Annotated in this window: 12 protein-coding genes and 3 tRNA genes; 6 read left to right on the top strand and 9 right to left on the bottom strand. The window is 31.9% G+C overall.

The annotated features are described in order from the left end of the window. Positions 1 to 4 precede the first annotated feature (4 nt). The 6 genes from Q4548_RS16070 to Q4548_RS16045 all read right to left on the bottom strand — a co-directional run bounded on the left by Q4548_RS16070 (position 5) and on the right by Q4548_RS16045 (position 3,402). Positions 5 to 77 (bottom strand) — tRNA-Gly (locus Q4548_RS16070). A 37-nt stretch (positions 78 to 114) separates the two neighbouring features. Continuing rightward, positions 115 to 187 (bottom strand) — tRNA-Gly (locus Q4548_RS16065). 43 nt (positions 188 to 230) lie between these two features. Then, positions 231 to 304: transfer RNA gene (locus Q4548_RS16060), tRNA-Met, on the bottom strand. A 115-nt stretch (positions 305 to 419) separates the two neighbouring features. Then, entirely contained in the window at positions 420 to 1,844 is a 1,425-nt protein-coding gene (gene rmuC / locus Q4548_RS16055; RefSeq protein ID WP_303456870.1) for a DNA recombination protein RmuC, read from the bottom strand. A 20-nt stretch (positions 1,845 to 1,864) separates the two neighbouring features. Further along, positions 1,865 to 2,947: a glycine cleavage system aminomethyltransferase GcvT gene (gcvT, locus tag Q4548_RS16050; protein WP_303456868.1), complete on the bottom strand. Its 1,083-nt coding sequence runs from the start codon at positions 2,945 to 2,947 to the stop codon at positions 1,865 to 1,867. A gap of 125 nt (positions 2,948 to 3,072) precedes the next feature. After that, positions 3,073 to 3,402 (bottom strand): hypothetical protein, encoded by a 330-nt coding sequence (locus tag Q4548_RS16045; RefSeq protein WP_303456865.1) that lies wholly within the window; start codon positions 3,400 to 3,402, stop codon positions 3,073 to 3,075. A gap of 625 nt (positions 3,403 to 4,027) precedes the next feature. Between Q4548_RS16045 and Q4548_RS16040 the strand changes: the two genes are divergently transcribed. Genes Q4548_RS16040 through Q4548_RS16020 form a run of 5 tightly spaced genes read left to right on the top strand, consistent with a single transcriptional unit; the run spans position 4,028 to position 12,221 of the window. After that, entirely contained in the window at positions 4,028 to 5,155 is a 1,128-nt protein-coding gene (locus Q4548_RS16040; protein WP_303456863.1) for a HEAT repeat domain-containing protein, read from the top strand. 6 nt (positions 5,156 to 5,161) lie between these two features. Then, complete coding sequence (locus Q4548_RS16035) at positions 5,162 to 6,574, top strand: glycosyltransferase (protein ID WP_303456860.1); 1,413 nt, start codon at positions 5,162 to 5,164, stop codon at positions 6,572 to 6,574. 9 nt (positions 6,575 to 6,583) lie between these two features. After that, positions 6,584 to 9,562 carry a hypothetical protein gene (locus Q4548_RS16030; RefSeq protein WP_303456858.1) on the top strand — a complete coding sequence of 993 codons (2,979 nt, stop codon included), beginning with the start codon at positions 6,584 to 6,586 and terminating at the stop codon, positions 9,560 to 9,562. Positions 9,563 to 9,570: 8 nt separating this feature from the next. Then, on the top strand, positions 9,571 to 11,679 hold the full coding sequence (locus tag Q4548_RS16025) for a DUF4838 domain-containing protein (RefSeq protein WP_303456855.1): 2,109 nt from the start codon (positions 9,571 to 9,573) through the stop codon (positions 11,677 to 11,679). Then, positions 11,679 to 12,221, top strand: a complete 543-nt coding sequence (locus Q4548_RS16020) for a DUF1573 domain-containing protein (protein ID WP_303456852.1) — start codon at positions 11,679 to 11,681, stop codon at positions 12,219 to 12,221. Before Q4548_RS16025 ends, Q4548_RS16020 begins: the two co-directional genes overlap by 1 nt. Before the next feature lie 77 nt (positions 12,222 to 12,298). Here the strand turns inward: Q4548_RS16020 and thrC are convergent, their stop codons facing one another. The 3 genes from thrC to thrA all read right to left on the bottom strand — a co-directional run bounded on the left by thrC (position 12,299) and on the right by thrA (position 17,095). Continuing rightward, positions 12,299 to 13,597 carry a threonine synthase gene (gene thrC, locus Q4548_RS16015; protein WP_303456850.1) on the bottom strand — a complete coding sequence of 433 codons (1,299 nt, stop codon included), beginning with the start codon at positions 13,595 to 13,597 and terminating at the stop codon, positions 12,299 to 12,301. Between the two features lie 20 nt (positions 13,598 to 13,617). Next, positions 13,618 to 14,544 carry a homoserine kinase gene (locus tag Q4548_RS16010; protein ID WP_303456848.1) on the bottom strand — a complete coding sequence of 309 codons (927 nt, stop codon included), beginning with the start codon at positions 14,542 to 14,544 and terminating at the stop codon, positions 13,618 to 13,620. Positions 14,545 to 14,641: 97 nt separating this feature from the next. Then, the gene (thrA, locus tag Q4548_RS16005; RefSeq protein WP_303456846.1) at positions 14,642 to 17,095 is read right to left on the bottom strand and encodes a bifunctional aspartate kinase/homoserine dehydrogenase I; all 2,454 of its coding nucleotides are present in this window, start codon (positions 17,093 to 17,095) and stop codon (positions 14,642 to 14,644) included. A gap of 309 nt (positions 17,096 to 17,404) precedes the next feature. Between thrA and Q4548_RS16000 the strand changes: the two genes are divergently transcribed. Beyond that, positions 17,405 to 18,913, top strand: a complete 1,509-nt coding sequence (locus Q4548_RS16000; protein WP_303456844.1) for an acyl-CoA dehydrogenase family protein — start codon at positions 17,405 to 17,407, stop codon at positions 18,911 to 18,913. Positions 18,914 to 19,088: the final 175 nt, after the last annotated feature.

Below are 19,088 nucleotides of genomic sequence, written 5' to 3'. Positions count from 1 at the left end.
TTAGAGCGAAAGACCGGGTTCGAACCGGCGACATTCAGCTTGGAAGGCTGACGCTCTACCAACTGAGCTACTTTCGCATATGCAAATATACTTAATTATTTTTAAAAAAATTAGAGCGAAAGACCGGGTTCGAACCGGCGACATTCAGCTTGGAAGGCTGACGCTCTACCAACTGAGCTACTTTCGCTTATTTTTTTATTTGGTAATTGTGTTTTTTAAAGAACTTTTTGTAGCGAAGACGGGAGTTGAACCCGTGACCTCAGGGTTATGAATCCTGCGCTCTAACCAACTGAGCTACCTCGCCATTGCGGATGCAAATATAAGATATATTCACTTTATGACAAAAGAAAATTTTAACTTTTTTTAATGTAAATATAGATGCTTTATAATCAATTTATTATAAGCTTCTTTTTGCGGGTTTAAATTTCTTCGGAAGCTCTTTCTAGTAGTTTTTCATTAAATTCTTTGCTATTTGTTTTAATTCCTAGTTGTTTTAAGTTTTCTACTTTGACAATTAAATTCCCTCTACCTGTTAATTTTTTCATGGTTGTGTCATAAGTTCCTTCAACGGTCTTTAATTGTTTTCCTAATTTTATCAATTCTTCTGTTAATGATACAAATTGTTCGTACAAACGTGTTGCTTGTGTTGCTATTTCTAAAGCATTTTTTTGTTGTTTTTCATTTTTCCACATACTTTCTATAGTGCGTAATGTTGCTAGCAAAGTACTTGGGGTTACAATAACAATGTTTTTTGCAAAAGCTTTGTTGTACAATTCATTGTCTTGCTCTAGTGCTAAGGCAAATGCAGGTTCTATAGGGATAAACATCAAAACAAAATCTGGAGATTCTATTTGATATAGTTCAGAGTATTTTTTTGCACTTAATTGTTCAATATGTCTATGTAATGACAGTAAATGTTCTTTTATGTATTGCGTTTTTTCTAATTCGTTATCGGTACTTACTAATTTTTCATAAGCAGTAAGTGTTACTTTAGAGTCTACAATCATTTTACGATTGTCGGGTAAGTTGATAATAACATCAGGTCTTAAACGAGTTTTAGATTCCATATCGGTATCAAAACTTTTTTCCAATTCGTATTCTCTACCTTTTTCCAAACCTGATTTTTCTAAAACTCTTTCTAAGATCATTTCTCCCCAGTTTCCTTGAGTTTTACTATCACCTTTTAAAGCTTTGGTTAAGTTTTCGGCATCTTTACTCATTTTATGATTTAAGTCTTTTAAACTTTCTATTTGTTGTCTCAAACCAGAGTTTCTATCAATACTTTCTTTATTGGTATCTTCAACTTTTTTTTCAAAAGATTGAATTTTTTCTTGAAGTGGTTTTAAAATATCATTGATGTTTTTCTGATTTTGATCTGAGAAGGTTTTAGATTTTTCTTCTAATATTTTATTGGCTAGATTTTCAAACTCTTTGGCGAATTTTTCCTGAAGTTTCTCTATTTCGGCTTTATTTTCAGACAAATCCGTCATCAACTCTTCTGTTTTAGCATTGGCTCTTTCTAAACTGACCGCTAAATTTTCTTTTTCTTTGATCAAATCTGCCAGTTGTTCTTCTTTATTACGGCGTAAATTTTCTAAATCTATTTTAGCAACTTCCGCTATTTTTTCTTGCTCTTTTTTACTTTCTAACAAAGATTTTTCGAGTCTAAAAGCAATATCTTTTGAATTGTTTTGTATGTATTCTATCTCTTTTTGTAACAAACCAATTTGTTCATGACTAGATGTTAGTTTTTTTTCAGCTTGTAATTCGCTAATTTTTTTTGCAACTACAAAACCAATCAAGCTTCCAGTTAAAAGGCTTAATAGAATGTAAATCATATCCATAAAAAGAATTTTAGTTGTTTTTATTCTTTGTAAAAAGGCAATTTAACTACTTTGGCTTTTAGCTGTTTGTTTCTTACAGCAATATAAATTTCGTTTCCAATATTGCTGTTTTTAGTAGAGACATAACCTAAACCGATAGCTTTGTTTAGGCTAGGAGACATGGTTCCAGAGGTTACAATACCAATGGTGTTGCCGTTTTCATCTAAAATAGGATAGTCTTTTCTTGGTACACCTTTGTCTATCAATTCAAAACCAACTAATTTTTTTGAAGTTCCTGTCTTTTTTTGAGCTTCTAAATTGTCTTTGTTGATGAAATTTTTGTTGAATTTAGTAATCCAACTAAGCCCCGCTTCTATAGGAGAGGTAGTGTCATTAATGTCATTTCCGTACAAACAAAATCCCATTTCTAAACGCAAAGTATCTCTGGCCGCAAGACCTATAGGTTTGATTCCAAATTCTTTTCCGGCTTTAAATACGTTGTCCCAAATTTGTTGAACTTCGCTATTTTTACAATAAATTTCAAACCCACCAGCTCCAGTGTATCCTGTCGCAGATATGATTACGTGTTCAATTCCTGCAAAATCTCCTACTACAAATTTGTAAAAAGGAATGGAGGATAGATCAACAGATGTCAATTTTTGTATCGCATCAATGGTTTTTGGTCCTTGGATGGCCAATAAAGAATAAGCATCAGATAGATTCTTCATCGTTACATTTGCAAGGTTGTGTTTAGAAATCCAATTCCAATCTTTTTCTATGTTAGATGCATTTACAACAAGTAGGTATGTTTCTTCTTTTACTTTATAAACTAACAAGTCATCAACAATTCCTCCATTTTCATTGGGCATACAAGTGTATTGAGCATCTCCAATTTTCAATTTGCTAGCATCGTTTGTTGTTACTTTTTGAATTAATGATAAGGCATCAACACCTTCTAGTAAGAATTCTCCCATATGAGAGACATCAAAAACACCAACAGCGTTTCTAACTGTTTGATGTTCTATTTTAACACCTTCATATTGTACCGGCATTTCATACCCTGCAAAAGGTACTATTTTAGCTTTCAATTGAACATGGGTATTGTGTAGGGCTATTTGTTTCATGAATGAATGACTTTAGGAACAAAACTAATACATTATTACTACATCTAGAAAGATTTGTGGATGATATGCAAAAGTTGCATTACCTTAAATTTTAAGAAAATAAAAAGATTTTGACTGAGTTTTTTTTAGAGTTGATAAATTTGAATTTTTTTTCTGAAAAACCCAAAAAACGTACTCTTTTTAGAATTTTCATATTCTTGATTAGATTCAAGTATCAGTTTTTTTTCAGCAGCTCTCCTTTTGGAATATTCAAGTATGCTTAATTCTTTATGTAGTAGAATTAGGGCTTTGGGGTAATTACTTTTATCTACAAAAATTTGATGAGAAATAATATCATTTTTGTTGGTGTTTCTTATAATTTCAACAGAAATATTTGAAACGATCTCTATTGAGTTTTTCAAATGACAGGCATCCATTGAGTTGTTAAACTCATGTAGTTTGACGGGGTTTTTCATAACAAATGGTGTTTTTAAATCTAGTGAATGGTTGATAAATAACAAAATATTTAAGAAGATAAAATGTGTGTTTCTGAAAAATTACAGGCAGCAATGTTTTTTAGACGTTTAGATGTTTGATAGTTAGTGGGATAAGATTATTAGCGTTGAAAAAAAATAAGTAAAGTTTGTTTTTTTGGTTAAAAAAAGCTTTTTGTTGAGTTGTGTTTAAAAAACAATAACAATAAATTAACATGTGTTAATTTATTCATTTTTTTGTTATTTGCTTGTTTAGTTGTTGAATTGATGTTTTTTGGGTGTTATTGTGGTTGATATGTTTGTTTTTGGTGTTTTTTTATGAATATTTATATTTTTAATGTAGCGGTTTACTGTCGTTTATTTGTAGGTTGAAAGCTGTGTTTTTACGCAAAAATGGAGTATACTTGTATCCTAATATGAACTGTAGATTTTAACGCGATTTAAGCGTGTAAATTTATACAAGAAACAGACTTCTGTTTCTTGTTTTAGGACATTTAATATAATATTTATGGAATTTATAAACTGGCTTTATTCTTTACAGTTTAAAATAAGAGCGTATCCTTTAGTTATTCAGATATCGATCGCTTTCATTTTTATGAGTCTATTCATGTCAATATTCTTTATGGTGTATTTGACTCTTCTGAGAAGGGTTTATGCAATTAGAGAAAAACTACAAAACAAAGTAGCTCCAAAAATCCATGAACTGTTCGAGAAAATTTTGTTTGAAGATTATTTAGATACAGAAGATGAAATAAGAAAAGAATTTGAAAAAACAGTAAATAAAAACAATAGACGTAGAAGAAAAGGATTTGGTAAGAAGAAACAAGTTAGTAATTCTTACGAAATGGATTTGGCAATTGACACTCTAATTAGAATTAGGAACAATTCACATGAAGAGTCAACAAGGTACCCAATGATATTTAACGCGTTGCAAATTGAAAAATATTTAGGATCCAAATTCTCATTTACTTCTTCAGGAACCAAAAAGAAAGCAATTAGTTATTTTTCTGAACTGGGAATGGCCAATTCAGATTCTACCATTTTAACCTATACCTACAGTAACAACGAAGAGGTTCAGACAGAGGCTAGATTGTCTTACTTGAACTTAAGTAAGAATGATCCTTATCGATTTTTTGACGAGTTAAAAGGAGATATGACCAAATGGAGTCAGGTAAAATTGATGAATTTATTGATTGAACAATCTAACACTGTTGGTTTGCCTAACTTTGGTAAATGGATTGGGTATTCTACAAATGATTCTTTAGTAATCTTTTTATTAAAAGCTGCTGCCTACTTTAACCAGAAAAAAGCCATTGAAATTATTCGTAGTAAAGTTAAAGATGTCAACCACGAGTTAAGAGCAGAAGCCATTTTAGCATTGGGTAAATTGGGAGATGTAGAATATGAGGAGGTTTTAACAAGAATTTATTTTAACGAACCTGATATTTGTCAAGAAGCAATTATCAGGTGTGTAGGTTTCTTGGCAACAGGAAAATCTTTAGAGTTTTTAAAACTAGCCTTTCAAGATTCTAAAGATTTGGATGCACAAAAAAACATTGCCTTAGTGATGTATGATTACGGTCCCGAAGGTAAAGCTATGTTTGCCGAGTTGAAGTCTGAGATGGAAAAACAGTTGGAAGAGGCTAAAAATGACGATGAGTTGGTAGATGTAGAACTTTTTTACAGAGACTTACTGTTTAAGCATGCTGAAAATGATTTAATTTTATACAAATAAAATTTTATGTTAGAAAATATTACAGATTTTTACGAAACTTTTGTGTTTTATTATGCTTCGGCGATGATATTTAGCTACTTAGTGTTAGCTACTTTTTCGTCTATAAATTTAATGAGATATAAGAGTTATAACTCTGATCAAGACGATGAGGTATTGATGAAATCTCCTTTAACGCCTGGTATTTCAGTTGTAGCACCAGCTTATAACGAAGAGAAAACTATTATTGTGAATGTAAGTTCTCTAATGACATTAGAATACCCTCTTTTTGAGGTGATTATTGTAAACGATGGTAGTAAGGATAAAACACTGGAAAAGCTCATAAGTGAATTCGATTTGGTGGAGGTTGACTTCTTATATATTGAAAAAATTAAGACAAAACCCTTTAAAAGGGTATTTAAATCTACAAATCCTAAGTATTCTATTTTAACAGTTGTTGATAAAGAAAATGGGGGAACAAAAGCAGATGCATCCAATGCAGGTATCAATGCTTCTGTATTTCCATATTATTTAAGTACAGATGTAGATTGTGTATTGAATAGACAGACATTGTTGAAAATGATCAAACCCTTTTTAAATTCTAAAAAGAGAGTTGTGGGTGTAGGGTCTACTCTTCGAATGTTGAATGGATGTGAAGTAAAAGATGGAGTTGTAACAAGGGTAAGTCCACCAAAAAGATTGATTCCTTGTTTTCAAGAGTTAGAATACATTAGAGCCTATTTGTTAGGTAAAATGGGATGGTCTTTTATAAATTCAGTGCCTAATATTTCTGGAGGATTGGGGTTGTTTGATAAAGAAATAGCTATTAAAGCCGGTGGATATTCAGGAGATTCACATGCTGAAGACATGGATATGGCAACAAAATTGGCACGTTACATGATGAATAACAACATGGATTACAAGTTGGTATATATACCAGTTTCTTGTTGTTGGACGGAAGGACCTGATAACATTCAGGTATTGAACAGACAGAGAACTAGATGGGCATCAGGATTGGCTCAGATTTTTAGAGTGTATCGAAATGTTCTTTTTAACAGAAAGTACAAGCGTTTAGGTTTGATAGCCTTTCCATACACGTTTATTTTTGAGTTTTTAGCACCAATTATTGAAGGTGTTGGAATTTTATTTTTTATTTATTTAATTCTTATAAATAAAGTAAACTGGGACATGGCATTTATAATTTTGCTTTATTCCTATACATTTGCAATCTTTATTACAACGCTGGTCGTTATTCAAGATCATATTGTTTTTAAACATTATAAAAAAGTTAGTGAGGTAGTCCGATTGATATTGATGGGATTTTTAGAACCAATTTTATACCATCCTCTAATTGTGTTTTTTGCCTTAAAAGGTTATTTTAACTTTTATATAGGAAAAGAATTGAAATGGGGTACGATGACTAGAAAAGGTGTAAGTAGTTAATATATTTTTATGAAAATTACAAAACAGTTATACATATTAGTTCTCTTTTTGATTAGTAATTTAAGCGTGTTTTCTCAAGAAATTGAGGTTGAAAACACATATTTTGATGCCGCTAGAGAAGCTGATAAGAATGGTGATTTTAGAGGGTCTGCGGATTTATGTTTAAAGGGATTGAAAAAAACTCCTTATGATATAGATTTAAAGCAACAGCTTGGTAAAAGTTACATGAACTTAAATAAATTAGACAGTGCTCGTTACTTTTTGCAAAAAGTAATTTTACAAGATGATAACAATGTAGCAGCTAGACATTATTTGGTAAATGTTGAATATCAATCCAAAAGATATTCAAGTGCTATTTGTTATGTAAATGAACTTTTAGAAAAAACTCCTTATTGGAAAGGTTTGTGGCTTAAAAAAATTGCAATTTACAATGACATGGAAAACTATGTAGAAGTAAAAAGAGCAGCTACAAGATTGCGTCAAATATTTCCAAATGATTCTGTGGTAGAAGCAAATTATAGCTATATCATGAATCAAGAAGGGCTTAGAGTAGCCAAATCAGGGAATGTTGAAAAAGCAAAATCTACGTATTTAAACGTCATCAAAGAAAATCCTTCTGATATAGAGGCTTATATAAGTTTGATAAATTTAGAGAATAGTGCTGGTAGACCAGAATCTGGATTGGAGTATACAGAAAGAGCATTGATTTATTTTCCAAACGATTTAACGTTGATTAAAAAGAAGATTGGAAATCTAGAAATGTTAGAAAGGTACGATGCTGCACTTAGTTATTTAAAATTGAAAAGGAATGAAGTTCCTGCCGATTTTTATAGAAGTACAGAAAAGTATTTGCTATATCAGGCCGCACTTTTTTATGAAAATACAGATCCCTATTTATTGCATCAAAAAGCATATTCTATAGATAGTAACAGAGATTCATATAATTATTTATTAAACAAATCTATAGACAAAGGACATTACAATGAGTCATTAAGATTAATTTCTGAAGGTCTGTTAAGGAGTCCAGGAAATAAAGATTTGCTAGTAAAACAAATGTTTGTTTACAAGAAATTAAACGATGTGTCTAGATATCGTAAATCAGTAATGACATTGCACGAAAAATACGCTGGAGATTATGACATCAACCAAGAATATGCAGCGGTTTTGTTAAGTGAGGCAAAAGAATATACTTTGCAACAACAATATCAGGCAGCTTTGGATAATTATTTTATTTTGCTAAAGTATCCTGATTATAAGGAGATTGCAGATAGTAATATTTTTGCAATCTATTCTATGCAGAACAACACAACAGATGCTTTGAAACAAATTGACTCGATGGTTGAAAATCAGCCTAAAGAGAAGATAAATTTGGTGAAAAAAGCTGACTTACTTATGAGTATTGGTAAGTATGAAGAAGCTTTGGAAATTGTTGGAAGTCTTATGAATGAATTTCCAGAAGAAGAAAAATACAAAAAACAATATGTCTATTATTCAGAACTGTATTTAAAAGATTTGTTATTGCAACAACAATATTTAAAAGCTTTTCCTATTGCAGACAGAAGTTTGGAAGTGGATAGAAAAGGAGAGTTGACATATACTTATGCTATCAATGCATCTGCAGCTTTAAAAGATTATGATAAAATGTTGGTGTACGCTGATAGCGCTGTTTACAATTATCCAGAAAATATAAATTTTAAAGTAAAGAGAATTGCGGCTTATTCAGGTTTGAATGAACATAAAAAAGCAACAGACTTGCTGGAGGAATTAAATGACACGTATCCGAACGATATTGTGGTAAGAGGAATTTTAGCAGAAGAAAGATTCAAATTAGCAACTATTGCAGATGAAGAGGAGGATTATATTACAGCAAATACGTTATATAATTCAGTCTTAGTTTTAGATTCTTTAAATATACCAACTTACCAAAGGTTGGTGAATTTGTCTATTAAAGAAAAAGATACGACTAACGCAATGATTTATGTTAATAGAGCATTGGAAATAGAACCAAATCCAGAAACACGTTTTTTTACTTATAAAAAAGGGGTGATTTTTGAAATGATGGAAGAATATGAAAATGCGCATTACTATCAAAAATTAAGTGTAGTACCTAAAGAAATGGATTTGACAGATCACTTAAACTATTTAACATACCATCCTTTAAATGATCATATTGGTGTTTCTTATTTGAGAGTTTTTTCTGGAGAAGAAAGTTTTGCAACAGCGCTAGCCTCTATATATTATAAGAAAAAGTTTGAGAAAAATGAATATGGAACAGCTTTGTATTATGCATCAAAAACAGATGGTATAGGACTGCAACTTTCAGGATCGTGGGTGCATAAATTTGATGAAACTTTGTATACACAATTAGATGGTTATTATGGATCTAAATTTTTTCCAAGATTTAAAGTGACAGCAAATGCATACAAATCATTAAATAATTCTTGGGAGGCTAATTTAGGTTTGGGATATACAAGATTACAAAATCGTAGAGATTTTGTGAATTTAATATTAGGAGCTTCTAAAGAATTGGGTGATTTTTACCTTACAGCTAGGTTTAATTTGTTTTATGGAAAAGAATATACGTATGATTATGATCTTGATAATGATGATAATTTATACGAAGCTTTTGTTACGGGTAGTGATTATAATTTTTATACAAACTATTTTATGCAAGCGAAATATAACGTAAATGAAAAAGGTGATTATTTTGTAGCAATGGCTTCTGCAGGTAATGCACCACAAGATGAATTTGAGGCCAATTTTCAGTTAAGCACATTTTTAACCTATACAAACTCTATGGTTGGAGCAGGGTATTGGTGGAATAAAAATCATAAGTTCAATTTTGGAATACAAGGAAATTGGTATAGTTTTCAAACCATCAATGTAGTAGGTGTTTATGATGATGAAGTGAATTTAACAGGTGTAGAAAGTATTCAGCAAAGAGTGGATCAATACCACGTGTATTTTACAGTACAAACTAAGTTTTAATTAGAGTTATGAAAAAGATAGTTGTTGTATTTCTAATGTTGTTGTCTTTGGTGATGATACCTCAAGAAAAAACTGTTTTTTTTTATCATAAGGGAGAAAGTACTCCCGTTATTTATATGCCAAAATTTAGTAGTACTTTGACAAAGTCATTGGGTACTTTTCAAAAAAAAATACACGAAAAATCAGGATTACGAATTCCTTTTTCATCTCAAAAAAAGACAGAAGTATTTAATGTTTATTTTAAAGAAGTAAAGTCGTTAAACAGTGCTACGGGGTACAATATTGTTTTGAAAGGAAAAGTATTGGAGATAGTTGCAGCTACTGAAAATGGTTTTGAAAGTGCTGTAGATTTTTTGATAAATAAAATTTTTGTGTACACTTCTGAAAAAGACATTAAAATACCTAGTGAATTGTTTGTGAGTAATGCCGATACAAAAGAAGCTGCGTTTGAGTATAGAGAGGTATATTTCTCTCAAAACTTTGACCCTAAGAACAGAAGCTTTTATCATACTAATTATTTAGAAACGGAATGGGGATTGTGGGGGCACAATATTAGAAAGTGGGTGAAAAAAGAAAAGGTTTCTGATGAAATTTATGCGTTGCAAAATGGAAAAAGAAATCCAGATCAGCTGTGTTTTTCTAGTGAGGAGTTGAAAAAAATTATACATAAAAACGTAAAAGAATCTCAAATAAGCGATGTTTCATTAAAACGATTTATGATTGCTCCAGATGATAACAACATCGTTTGTCAGTGTCATTTATGCAAAGATAAAGGGAATACTAAGAGCAATGCAAGTCCAGCAGTTTATAGTTTGTTGTCTGAATTTGCTAAAAAGTATACAGATTTGACCTTTTGGTCTTTAGGATATGTAACGACCAAAACACCACCAAGTTTTAAGTTGCCATCAAATGTAGGAGTTTTGTTAAGTACTATTGATTGTCAAGAAGCTTTGCCTTTAGAAGAAACTTCAAAAGGGAAACAATTTTTAAATCAAATTGCAACGTGGAATTCCAAAATTGAAAATATTTATATTTGGGATTATGTGGTTAATTTTGACAACTATATGGATTTTTATCCATTGTATACAACTACTCAAAAGAATCTAAAAGCCTATATTAAAAATGGGGTTACAGGGGTGTTTTTACATGGTAGCGGATACGATTATTCTATTGTAGAAGAAGTAAAATATCATGTACTTTCTAAATTGTTAGAAAATCCAAATGATAATGTTGAAAGATTGATAACAGAAGCCGTTGATAGATATTATCCTGAATTGCCATTTCTTAGTAGTTATTTAATGACTGCGGAAGCTAAAGCAATTCAATCTCAAAAAAAACAAAATATCTATAGTGGAATAAAGTTGGCTAATAAGAGGTATCTTGCAATTGATGATTTAGAAAATCTGTACAACCAAGCTGATAAAATCGGTAGTCAAAAGATTGACAAATTTAAAATAGGTTTGCTCTTTTTACAATTGGAGATGATGCATGTAAACGGATTGAAAAATGAAGGTTTTGGTGTTTTAGATGAAAATGACATTGTCCCTTTGGAAACAATTCCATCTAAATTAGAAAAATTAGCTAATTTGGTAAAATCAACAGGATTAAATACGATAAATGAAAAGAATGGTGATTTTAACGACTATATTTTACAATGGAGTCAATTCTTGAGTAGAATTCAAAATAATAACTCTTTTTACAATGTAAATATCAGTACATTTTCTAAATTAGATGAAGATTACAAGAACATAAAAGTCTTAAATGATGGAGCTTTTGGTTTTGATAATTACAATGACAATTGGTTGATATTTAGCGGTAAAGAATTGCTCTTAAATGTAAACAATACCAAGTGTCCTGGTAAGAAAATCACCAAAATAGAAATAGGATTTTTATCAGATACAAGACATAGGATTTTTTTACCAAGCGTTATTCAAATATTGGATAAAGAGAACAAACTGATCAAAGAGATTGTGTTAAAACCTAAAAATACCGAAAAGTCAACTGTTGAAATTATGGAATTTGAATTGCCTAATTTGACAGAACACTTTTCGTACAACATAAAATTAATAAACCCAAACAAGTCAATTGCGATTGATGAAATAAGATTCTTGAGATAATGAACAAACTTTTATTCTTCCTACTTTGCCTTCTCGTTATTTCTTGTGGTAAATATGCAAGAGAAAAGGCGATGGATTCTCTAGAAAAAACTTCAATGGTTATTGAAGATACACTGAGGCATTACTACCCTATTGTTAGAGGTTCTAAATTAAATACAACATTTAAATTTTTTAATACAGGAACAAAACCTTTGGTTATTAAAGAGGTAATTACTTCTTGTGGTTGTATTGTTGCAGATTTTCCCGAGTCTATTATTTTGCCAGAAAGTTTTGGATTCATCAATGTGGAATATGATAGTAAGAAAAACATTGGATTTGTTGAAGGTTACATTGATATTTATGCAAATTTAGATTCAGTAATGAAACAAACGGTTGTGTTTGATGTTAACGTAGTAACACATGCAGATTACACAAGAGATTATGAAGAAATGTACAATTTGTATTTAGAAGAAGAAAAAGCCAACGCTCTAGAAAAAGGAGTTGAAGGAAACACCAATCAACAAGGATATTTTACGGAGTTAGGCGGAGAAATGAAGTACTAACTTATTGATTTTTTTAAAACATAAAAACTCAAGTAGATTAATTTTACTTGAGTTTTTTGCTATATGAAAGTAGGATGTTATGATTTTAAGAAATCTGTCAACCCTTTGTAATCAGAAATTTTAATAGACGTTTTAGGTTTGTCTATGACTGCTTTAATTTGTTCTGGTAATTCAATTGTTTCAGCAACACCAGGGTATAAAACATCCATAAACTTAACAGGATGTGCGGTTTCTAAAAAGACACCTTGCGTGTTCTCTGCTGTTTTTAAATAGTTTTTCAAAGCCAAATAACCAATGGCACCGTGTGGCTCAGCTACGTAGTTAAACTTCTTGTACAAGTGTCCCATAGCTTCTGTAGCTTGTGCATCTGTATAAGAGAATCCTTTTAAGTTCTTACGTAATTTTTCAATGTCAAAATCATGTAACTTTTCTATCCTGATAAAGTTACTCGGTGCTCCAACATCCATGGCATTAGAAATAGTGGTAATTGTTGGTTTAGGTTCGTAGATTCCAGATTCTAAATAAGCAGGCACCACTCTGTTTGCATTTGTTCCTGTAATGAATTCTTTGATAGGCAATCCTAATCTTTGCGCAATCATTCCAGCACAAATGTTTCCAAAATTTCCACTAGGCACAGAAAACACAATATCTTTAGATTTATCTTTTAGTTGCTTGTATGCAAAGAAAAAGTAAAAAGCTTGTGGCAACCAACGAGCAACATTGATAGAATTTGCCGAAGTTAATGTTCTGTAACCTTTTAAAGATTCATCTAAAAAAGCTGTTTTTACCATGTCTTGGCAATCGTCAAAAGCACCTTTTACTTCTAAAGCTGTAATGTTTTGTCCTAAAGTAGTCAATTGTTTTTCTTGTACATCAGACACTTTTCCAGTTGGATACAAAATAACGACATCAACACCATCAACACCTAAAAATCCACTAGCAACAGCTCCTCCAGTATCACCAGAAGTAGCCACCAATACAGTTACATCGTTTGTGTTTTTTTCTTTTTGATTAAAATAACCCAAACAACGAGCCATAAAACGAGCACCTACATCTTTAAACGCCATGGTAGGACCATGAAACAATTCTAAAGAACCAATGTTCTCTTCAATAGGAACTACAGGAAAATCAAAACACAAAGTTTCTTTAACAATGGTTTTTAATTCTTGTTCAGGAATTTCATCACCAACAAATTGTTTGATGATTTCATAAGCTATTTCATCATTACTATAGTTATCTAAATTTTGAATAAATTCTTTAGGTAATGGTGTAATACTTTCTGGAAAATACAAGCCTCTGTCTGGAGCAATACCGTTGACAACAGCATCTCTAAATGATACATTAGGAGCATTTTCGTTCAAACTAAAATATTTCATTTTCTATTTCTTATTTCGGGTTATGAAATGATTTTCATTCCTTGATCGTTAATTTTTGAGATATGAATGTCATAAGCAACACCTACTTTATCATATACTTTTTTCATGGCTTCTGCTACTTTGGTGGCAGTTTCTTCTCCTTTACTCAATGCAAATATAGAAGGTCCAGAGCCTGAAATTCCTGATCCTAAGGCTCCTGCATTTTTACATTCTACTTTTACCAAATCAAAAGCGGGAATTAAAATTGATCGGATTGGTTCTATAATTTCATCATGTAAAGATCTAGAAAGTAAATCATAATCTTCTGTGTACAAAGCACTCACCAAAGCTCCAATGTTTCCCCATTGAGTAATGGCTGTTTTTAACCTTATTTTGCTTTTAAGAATTTGACGAGCATCTGCTGTTTTAACTTCTATTTGTGGATGAATTACCGTTGCATACAATTGAGAAGGAGTGTGTAGTTTGATGACATCTAAAGGGGCAGTACTACGCACCAAAGTAAATCCGCCTAAAAGGGCAGGAGCTACGTTGTCTGCATGTGGAACTCCACTTGCTAGTTCTTCACCTTTCATGGCAAACTCAATCAAGTCATGGTTGCTAAAAGGATTTCCTAACAATTCATTTACACCATACACAGCACCAGCACTACTTGCAGCAGAACTACCAATTCCACTTCCAGGTTTGATGTTTTTGTTAATTTCTATTTCAAAACCATCTGTGGTGTTGTTTAATTTTTCTAACATAGCCAAAACCGCTACACCTGCAACATTTTTTTCTGTAGCTAATGGCAAATCTTGTCCGATTATTTTGGTGATTTTCACCCCGGGATTTTCTGATGTACGAATCACCATTTCATCACCTGTTGCATCCAAGCACAACCCTAATACATCAAAACCACAAGAAACGTTGGCGATGGTTGCAGGACAAAATATTTTTATTTCTTTCATATAATTTTCTAGTATTTGGTATTTAGTAAAGGGTGTTTTTTTATGTTTTACACTCTATACTTAAATACTGTGTACTTAATATACTCAGTACTAATTTTTATCCTTTTCCAATTCTAATAATATCGGCAAAAATTCCAGAAGCGGTAACATCTGCACCAGCACCAGCACCTTTAATAATTAAGGGGAATTCTGGATATCTTTCTGTAAAGAACAAGACAATATTATCGCTTCCTTGCAAATTGTAAAATGGGTGAGTAGCATCTACTTCTTGTAGTGATACGTTTGCTTTCCCGTTTACATATTCGGCTACATATTTTAATTGCGTGTTGTTTGCGGCAGCGTTATCTCTGATGGCATTGAAATGTGCTTCTTCAGAAATCAATGTTTTTTTGAAATCCTCAATAGAGTCAGCTTCTAAACTTGCTGATGGTAAGAAAGATTTATTTTCAATATCTTCTAAATTCATTTTAGCTCCACTTTCACGAGCTAAAATCAATATTTTACGAGCCACATCAACTCCACTCAAATCAATTCTTGGGTCTGGTTCCGTATATCCTAAAGCTCCAGCTTGGTTAACAATTACTGCAAAATTAGCGTCCCCTACAAATGAGTTGAAAATAAAGTTCAACGATCCAGAAGCAACAGCTTGAATTTTTAAAATTTGATCTCCAGATTGCACCAAATTGTTTAGTGTGTTGATAATTGGCAATCCTGCACCTACGTTTGTTTCAAATAGATAAGGAGCATTGTATTCTTGAGATAATTTTTTCAATTCTGCATAAATACTGTATTCAGAAGAAGCTGCAATTTTGTTACAAGTAACAACACCTATGCTTTCTTTTAAATAATCTGCATACAAACCAGCAATGGTTGCATTGGCCGTATTGTCTACAAAAATACTGTTGATTAGATTCATTTCCTTTACATGCTCAAGAAACAAATCTAAATTTAGTTCTTCTCCGTTTTTCACTAAATGTTGTTTCCAATCGGCATTCAAATCTATTCCTTCAGCATCAAAAATCATTTTTTTGGAATTTGCCATTCCAACAACTTCAATACTCAATTGTGATTTTTCTAACAAATAGTCTTTTTGCTTTTTAATTTGCTCTAGCAATTTTCCACCTACATTTCCAACCCCCACTACAAATAAGTTTAGTTTGGTAATATGATCTTCAAAAAACTCCTCGTGCAAGCTATTCAATGCTTTTACAACATTTTTACTATCTATGACGGTAGAAATATTTCTTTCAGAAGCACCTTGAGCAATTGCGTGAATATTTACGTTGTCTTTTCCTAAAGCGCTAAACATTCTACCACTAATTCCTTGGTGACTTTTCATTTCTTCTCCAACAATAGCCACAATAGCCATGTTGGTTTTTGTATGCAAAGGATCAATTTTACCCAAACTTAATTCGTAGGCAAATTCATCTTGAATAGCAAATTCCGCTTTTTCTACATCACTCTGATTTATAGCAATACAAATAGAATGCTCAGAGGATGCTTGTGTAATTAAAATTACGTTTACATCTTTTTCAGACAAAGCACTGAACAATCTTTTTGAAACTCCTGGAATACCAATCAATCCGTTACCTTCTACAGTTGCCAATGCAATGTTGTCTATGTGACTAATTCCTTTAACAACACCATCACCTTTGGTATTTTCATTGTTGATAAAGGAACCAAAATCATCTGGACGAAACGTATTTTTAATGTATAACGGTATGTTTTTACGCATTACAGGTTGCACTGTTGGAGGATACAAAACAGAAGCTCCAAAATGAGACAATTCCATAGCTTCACTGTAAGAAAGCTTTTGAATAGGTTTTGCTTGTTTTACAATTTTAGGATTGGCAGTATACATTCCGCTAACGTCTGTCCAAATTTCCAACTGATCTACTTCCAAAGCAGCAGCTAAAATAGCAGCTGTATAATCAGATCCACCACGACCTAAAGTGGTTTTTTCACCAACTTCGTTACAAGCAATAAATCCTGGTAAAACTATAATGGCATGTAGGTTTCCTACAAAATATTTTTTGATATTGTTGTCTGTAACATCAAGAATTGGAGTGGCATTTCCGTAATTGCTATTGGTAACAATTAGTTCTCCTGTATTTTTATAAACAGCATCTAATTCTTGACACTGCAAAGCTTTTGTAATAATAAAGGTAGACAAAAACTCACCATAGCTCACAATGGTGTCGTTGGTTTTGTTAGAAAGCTCTTGTAGTAAAGAAACTCCTTCTAAAATATTCTCTAATTCATTGAATATTTTTTTGACACCACTCAAAACACTTCCTTGACTGCTTATAGGAATCAATTTGCGAACAATGTTAAAATGATCGCTTTCCAATGTATTAAAGTCCTCTGTATATGTATCGTCTTGATTCTTGGCTTTAGAAGCCATAAGAATCAAAGCATCCGTTGTTTTGTTGATAGCAGAAAAAACAACCGCTATTTGTTGTTTGTCATGATTCGCTTTTAGAATGTCTATAACGCGAAAAATATTCTCGGCAGAAGCAATTGAAGTACCTCCAAATTTTAAAATTTTCATATTTCTAGTGGAATGATTGAGAAAAAAAATAGTACTTGATTTTTAATGGAATTCATATCAATTAAAGTTCAAGATTTTCTAGTTTATACATATAAATAACAAAGACAACCCCAAAGGGTAGTAAAGAAAGAAATCGTTTGGTATGTAGTCTTACTATTTTTCACGTGCCAAAATTAATAAAATATTTAAAAAAAGTAGCTGTAAACTATATAAAATGCATTATAAATAATAGAATTAGGCCAATGGGTTGGCATAGATGTAGGTAAGAATTGTATATTTGCATGATAAATTAATAAAGACAAGGAAGATATGTCCATTAAAGAAATTACAAATATTTCATATGAGACATTTTTAAGTGATTTTAAACAAACTCTTAAAAGTGTTTTTTATGAGAAAGATGACATTCAAAAATTTAGTCAGTTAAGAGGCTTTCCGTCATTGGTATTTAGAGATATCATGGCTAAGAGACCTTTGTCTGTGGCAATTCCTGAAGAATATGGTGGAAGAGGTATGAAAGTAAAAGAATGTTTAGGTGTTCTTGAAGCTGCATCTTATGAATCTTTACCACTTTCGTTAACTTTTGGAATTAACATAGCTTTGTTTTTAGAACCTGTTGCAAAATATGCGCAACCAGAAGTAAAAGCTCCCATTTTTAAACGTTTTTTAGAAGAAAGAAACATGGGAGGTTTGATGATTACAGAGCCAAGTTTTGGGTCTGATGCTTTGAGCATGGAAACATCAAATACGTATAAAGATGGTAAATATCACATAGAAGGTTACAAGCACTGGCAAGGATTAACAGGATTGGCTGATTATTGGTTGATTACTTCTCGTAAGAAAAGTGAAGATGGTAGATTAGGAAGAGATATTGACTTTTTTATTGCAGACAACCAAGACCCAGAACAAAGAGTAATTGTTGAAGAATATTACAACAATGCAGGGTTGTATGCAATTCCTTATGGAAATAATAAGTTGGATTTAAAAGTGCCTGAAAATCAAAAAATGGAAGGCTCAAGTACAGGAATCAAATTGATGTTAGATTTGTTGCACCGTTCTAGAATGCAGTTTCCAGGTATGGCTATGGGGTTCATCAAAAGAATGATGGACGAAGCAATTGAGCACTGTAACAATAGAATTGTTGGAGGAAAAAATTTGTTGGCATTAGACAAAGTAAGAGAGCAAATAGCAAATATCCAATCAGCTTTTACGGTATGTTCTGCCATGTGTGCGCGTAGTTCTGAACACAGTGGTATAGACAATGAATTGGCAATGGATCAGGTAGAGGCAAATAGCATGAAATCTGTAATCACAGACATGATGCAGGCTTCTGCACAAACTCTGGTGCAATTATCAGGGTCGTCTGGATACAAAGAAGAGAATATTGGAGCTAGAGGGATTATGGATAGTAGAGCTTTTATGATTTTTGAAGGATCTAACGAAATGCTGTACACCCAAATTTCAGAAGCAGTGATGAAGTTGATGAGACGTAAGAAAATCACCAATTTATTTGACTTTTTAGAAAACTATGATTTGACAATTAACTCCTCCGAGTTTTTTAAAGATCTATTGAACTTTAATTTGAATATGGAATTGCCACAAAGGAAAATGGTGGATTTAGGTAGAATTATAGGTAGAGTAGTTTCTGCAAATTTTGTAATTGATATGGGAATCAAAGGATTTAGATCTGATTTGATTTCAGAATGCATAACATCTTTAAGACATGAAGTTACAGCTTGTGTAAGTTCTCTAACTTTTCAAGAAAGTACCCTGCTAGTAACTGATTACAAACAGAATAGTTCTTGGTTAGATTTGGTATAAGAAACTCTGATTATAGTATAAAAATAGCGACGTTTTAACGTTGCTATTTTTTTTTGAAAAAACTTATATTATTTTATTGTGTAACTGAAAAAAGGTTGTATATTTGCAACCGCTAACAGCAACGGTCTGGTAGTTCAGCTGGTTAGAATACCTGCCTGTCACGCAGGGGGTCGCG

This window comes from Wenyingzhuangia sp. 2_MG-2023, from assembly GCF_030548295.1.
GTDB lineage: Bacteria > Bacteroidota > Bacteroidia > Flavobacteriales > Flavobacteriaceae > Wenyingzhuangia.
Note: the sequence above shows the minus strand (reverse complement) of the source record. Positions and strands in the feature narration are given on the sequence as shown.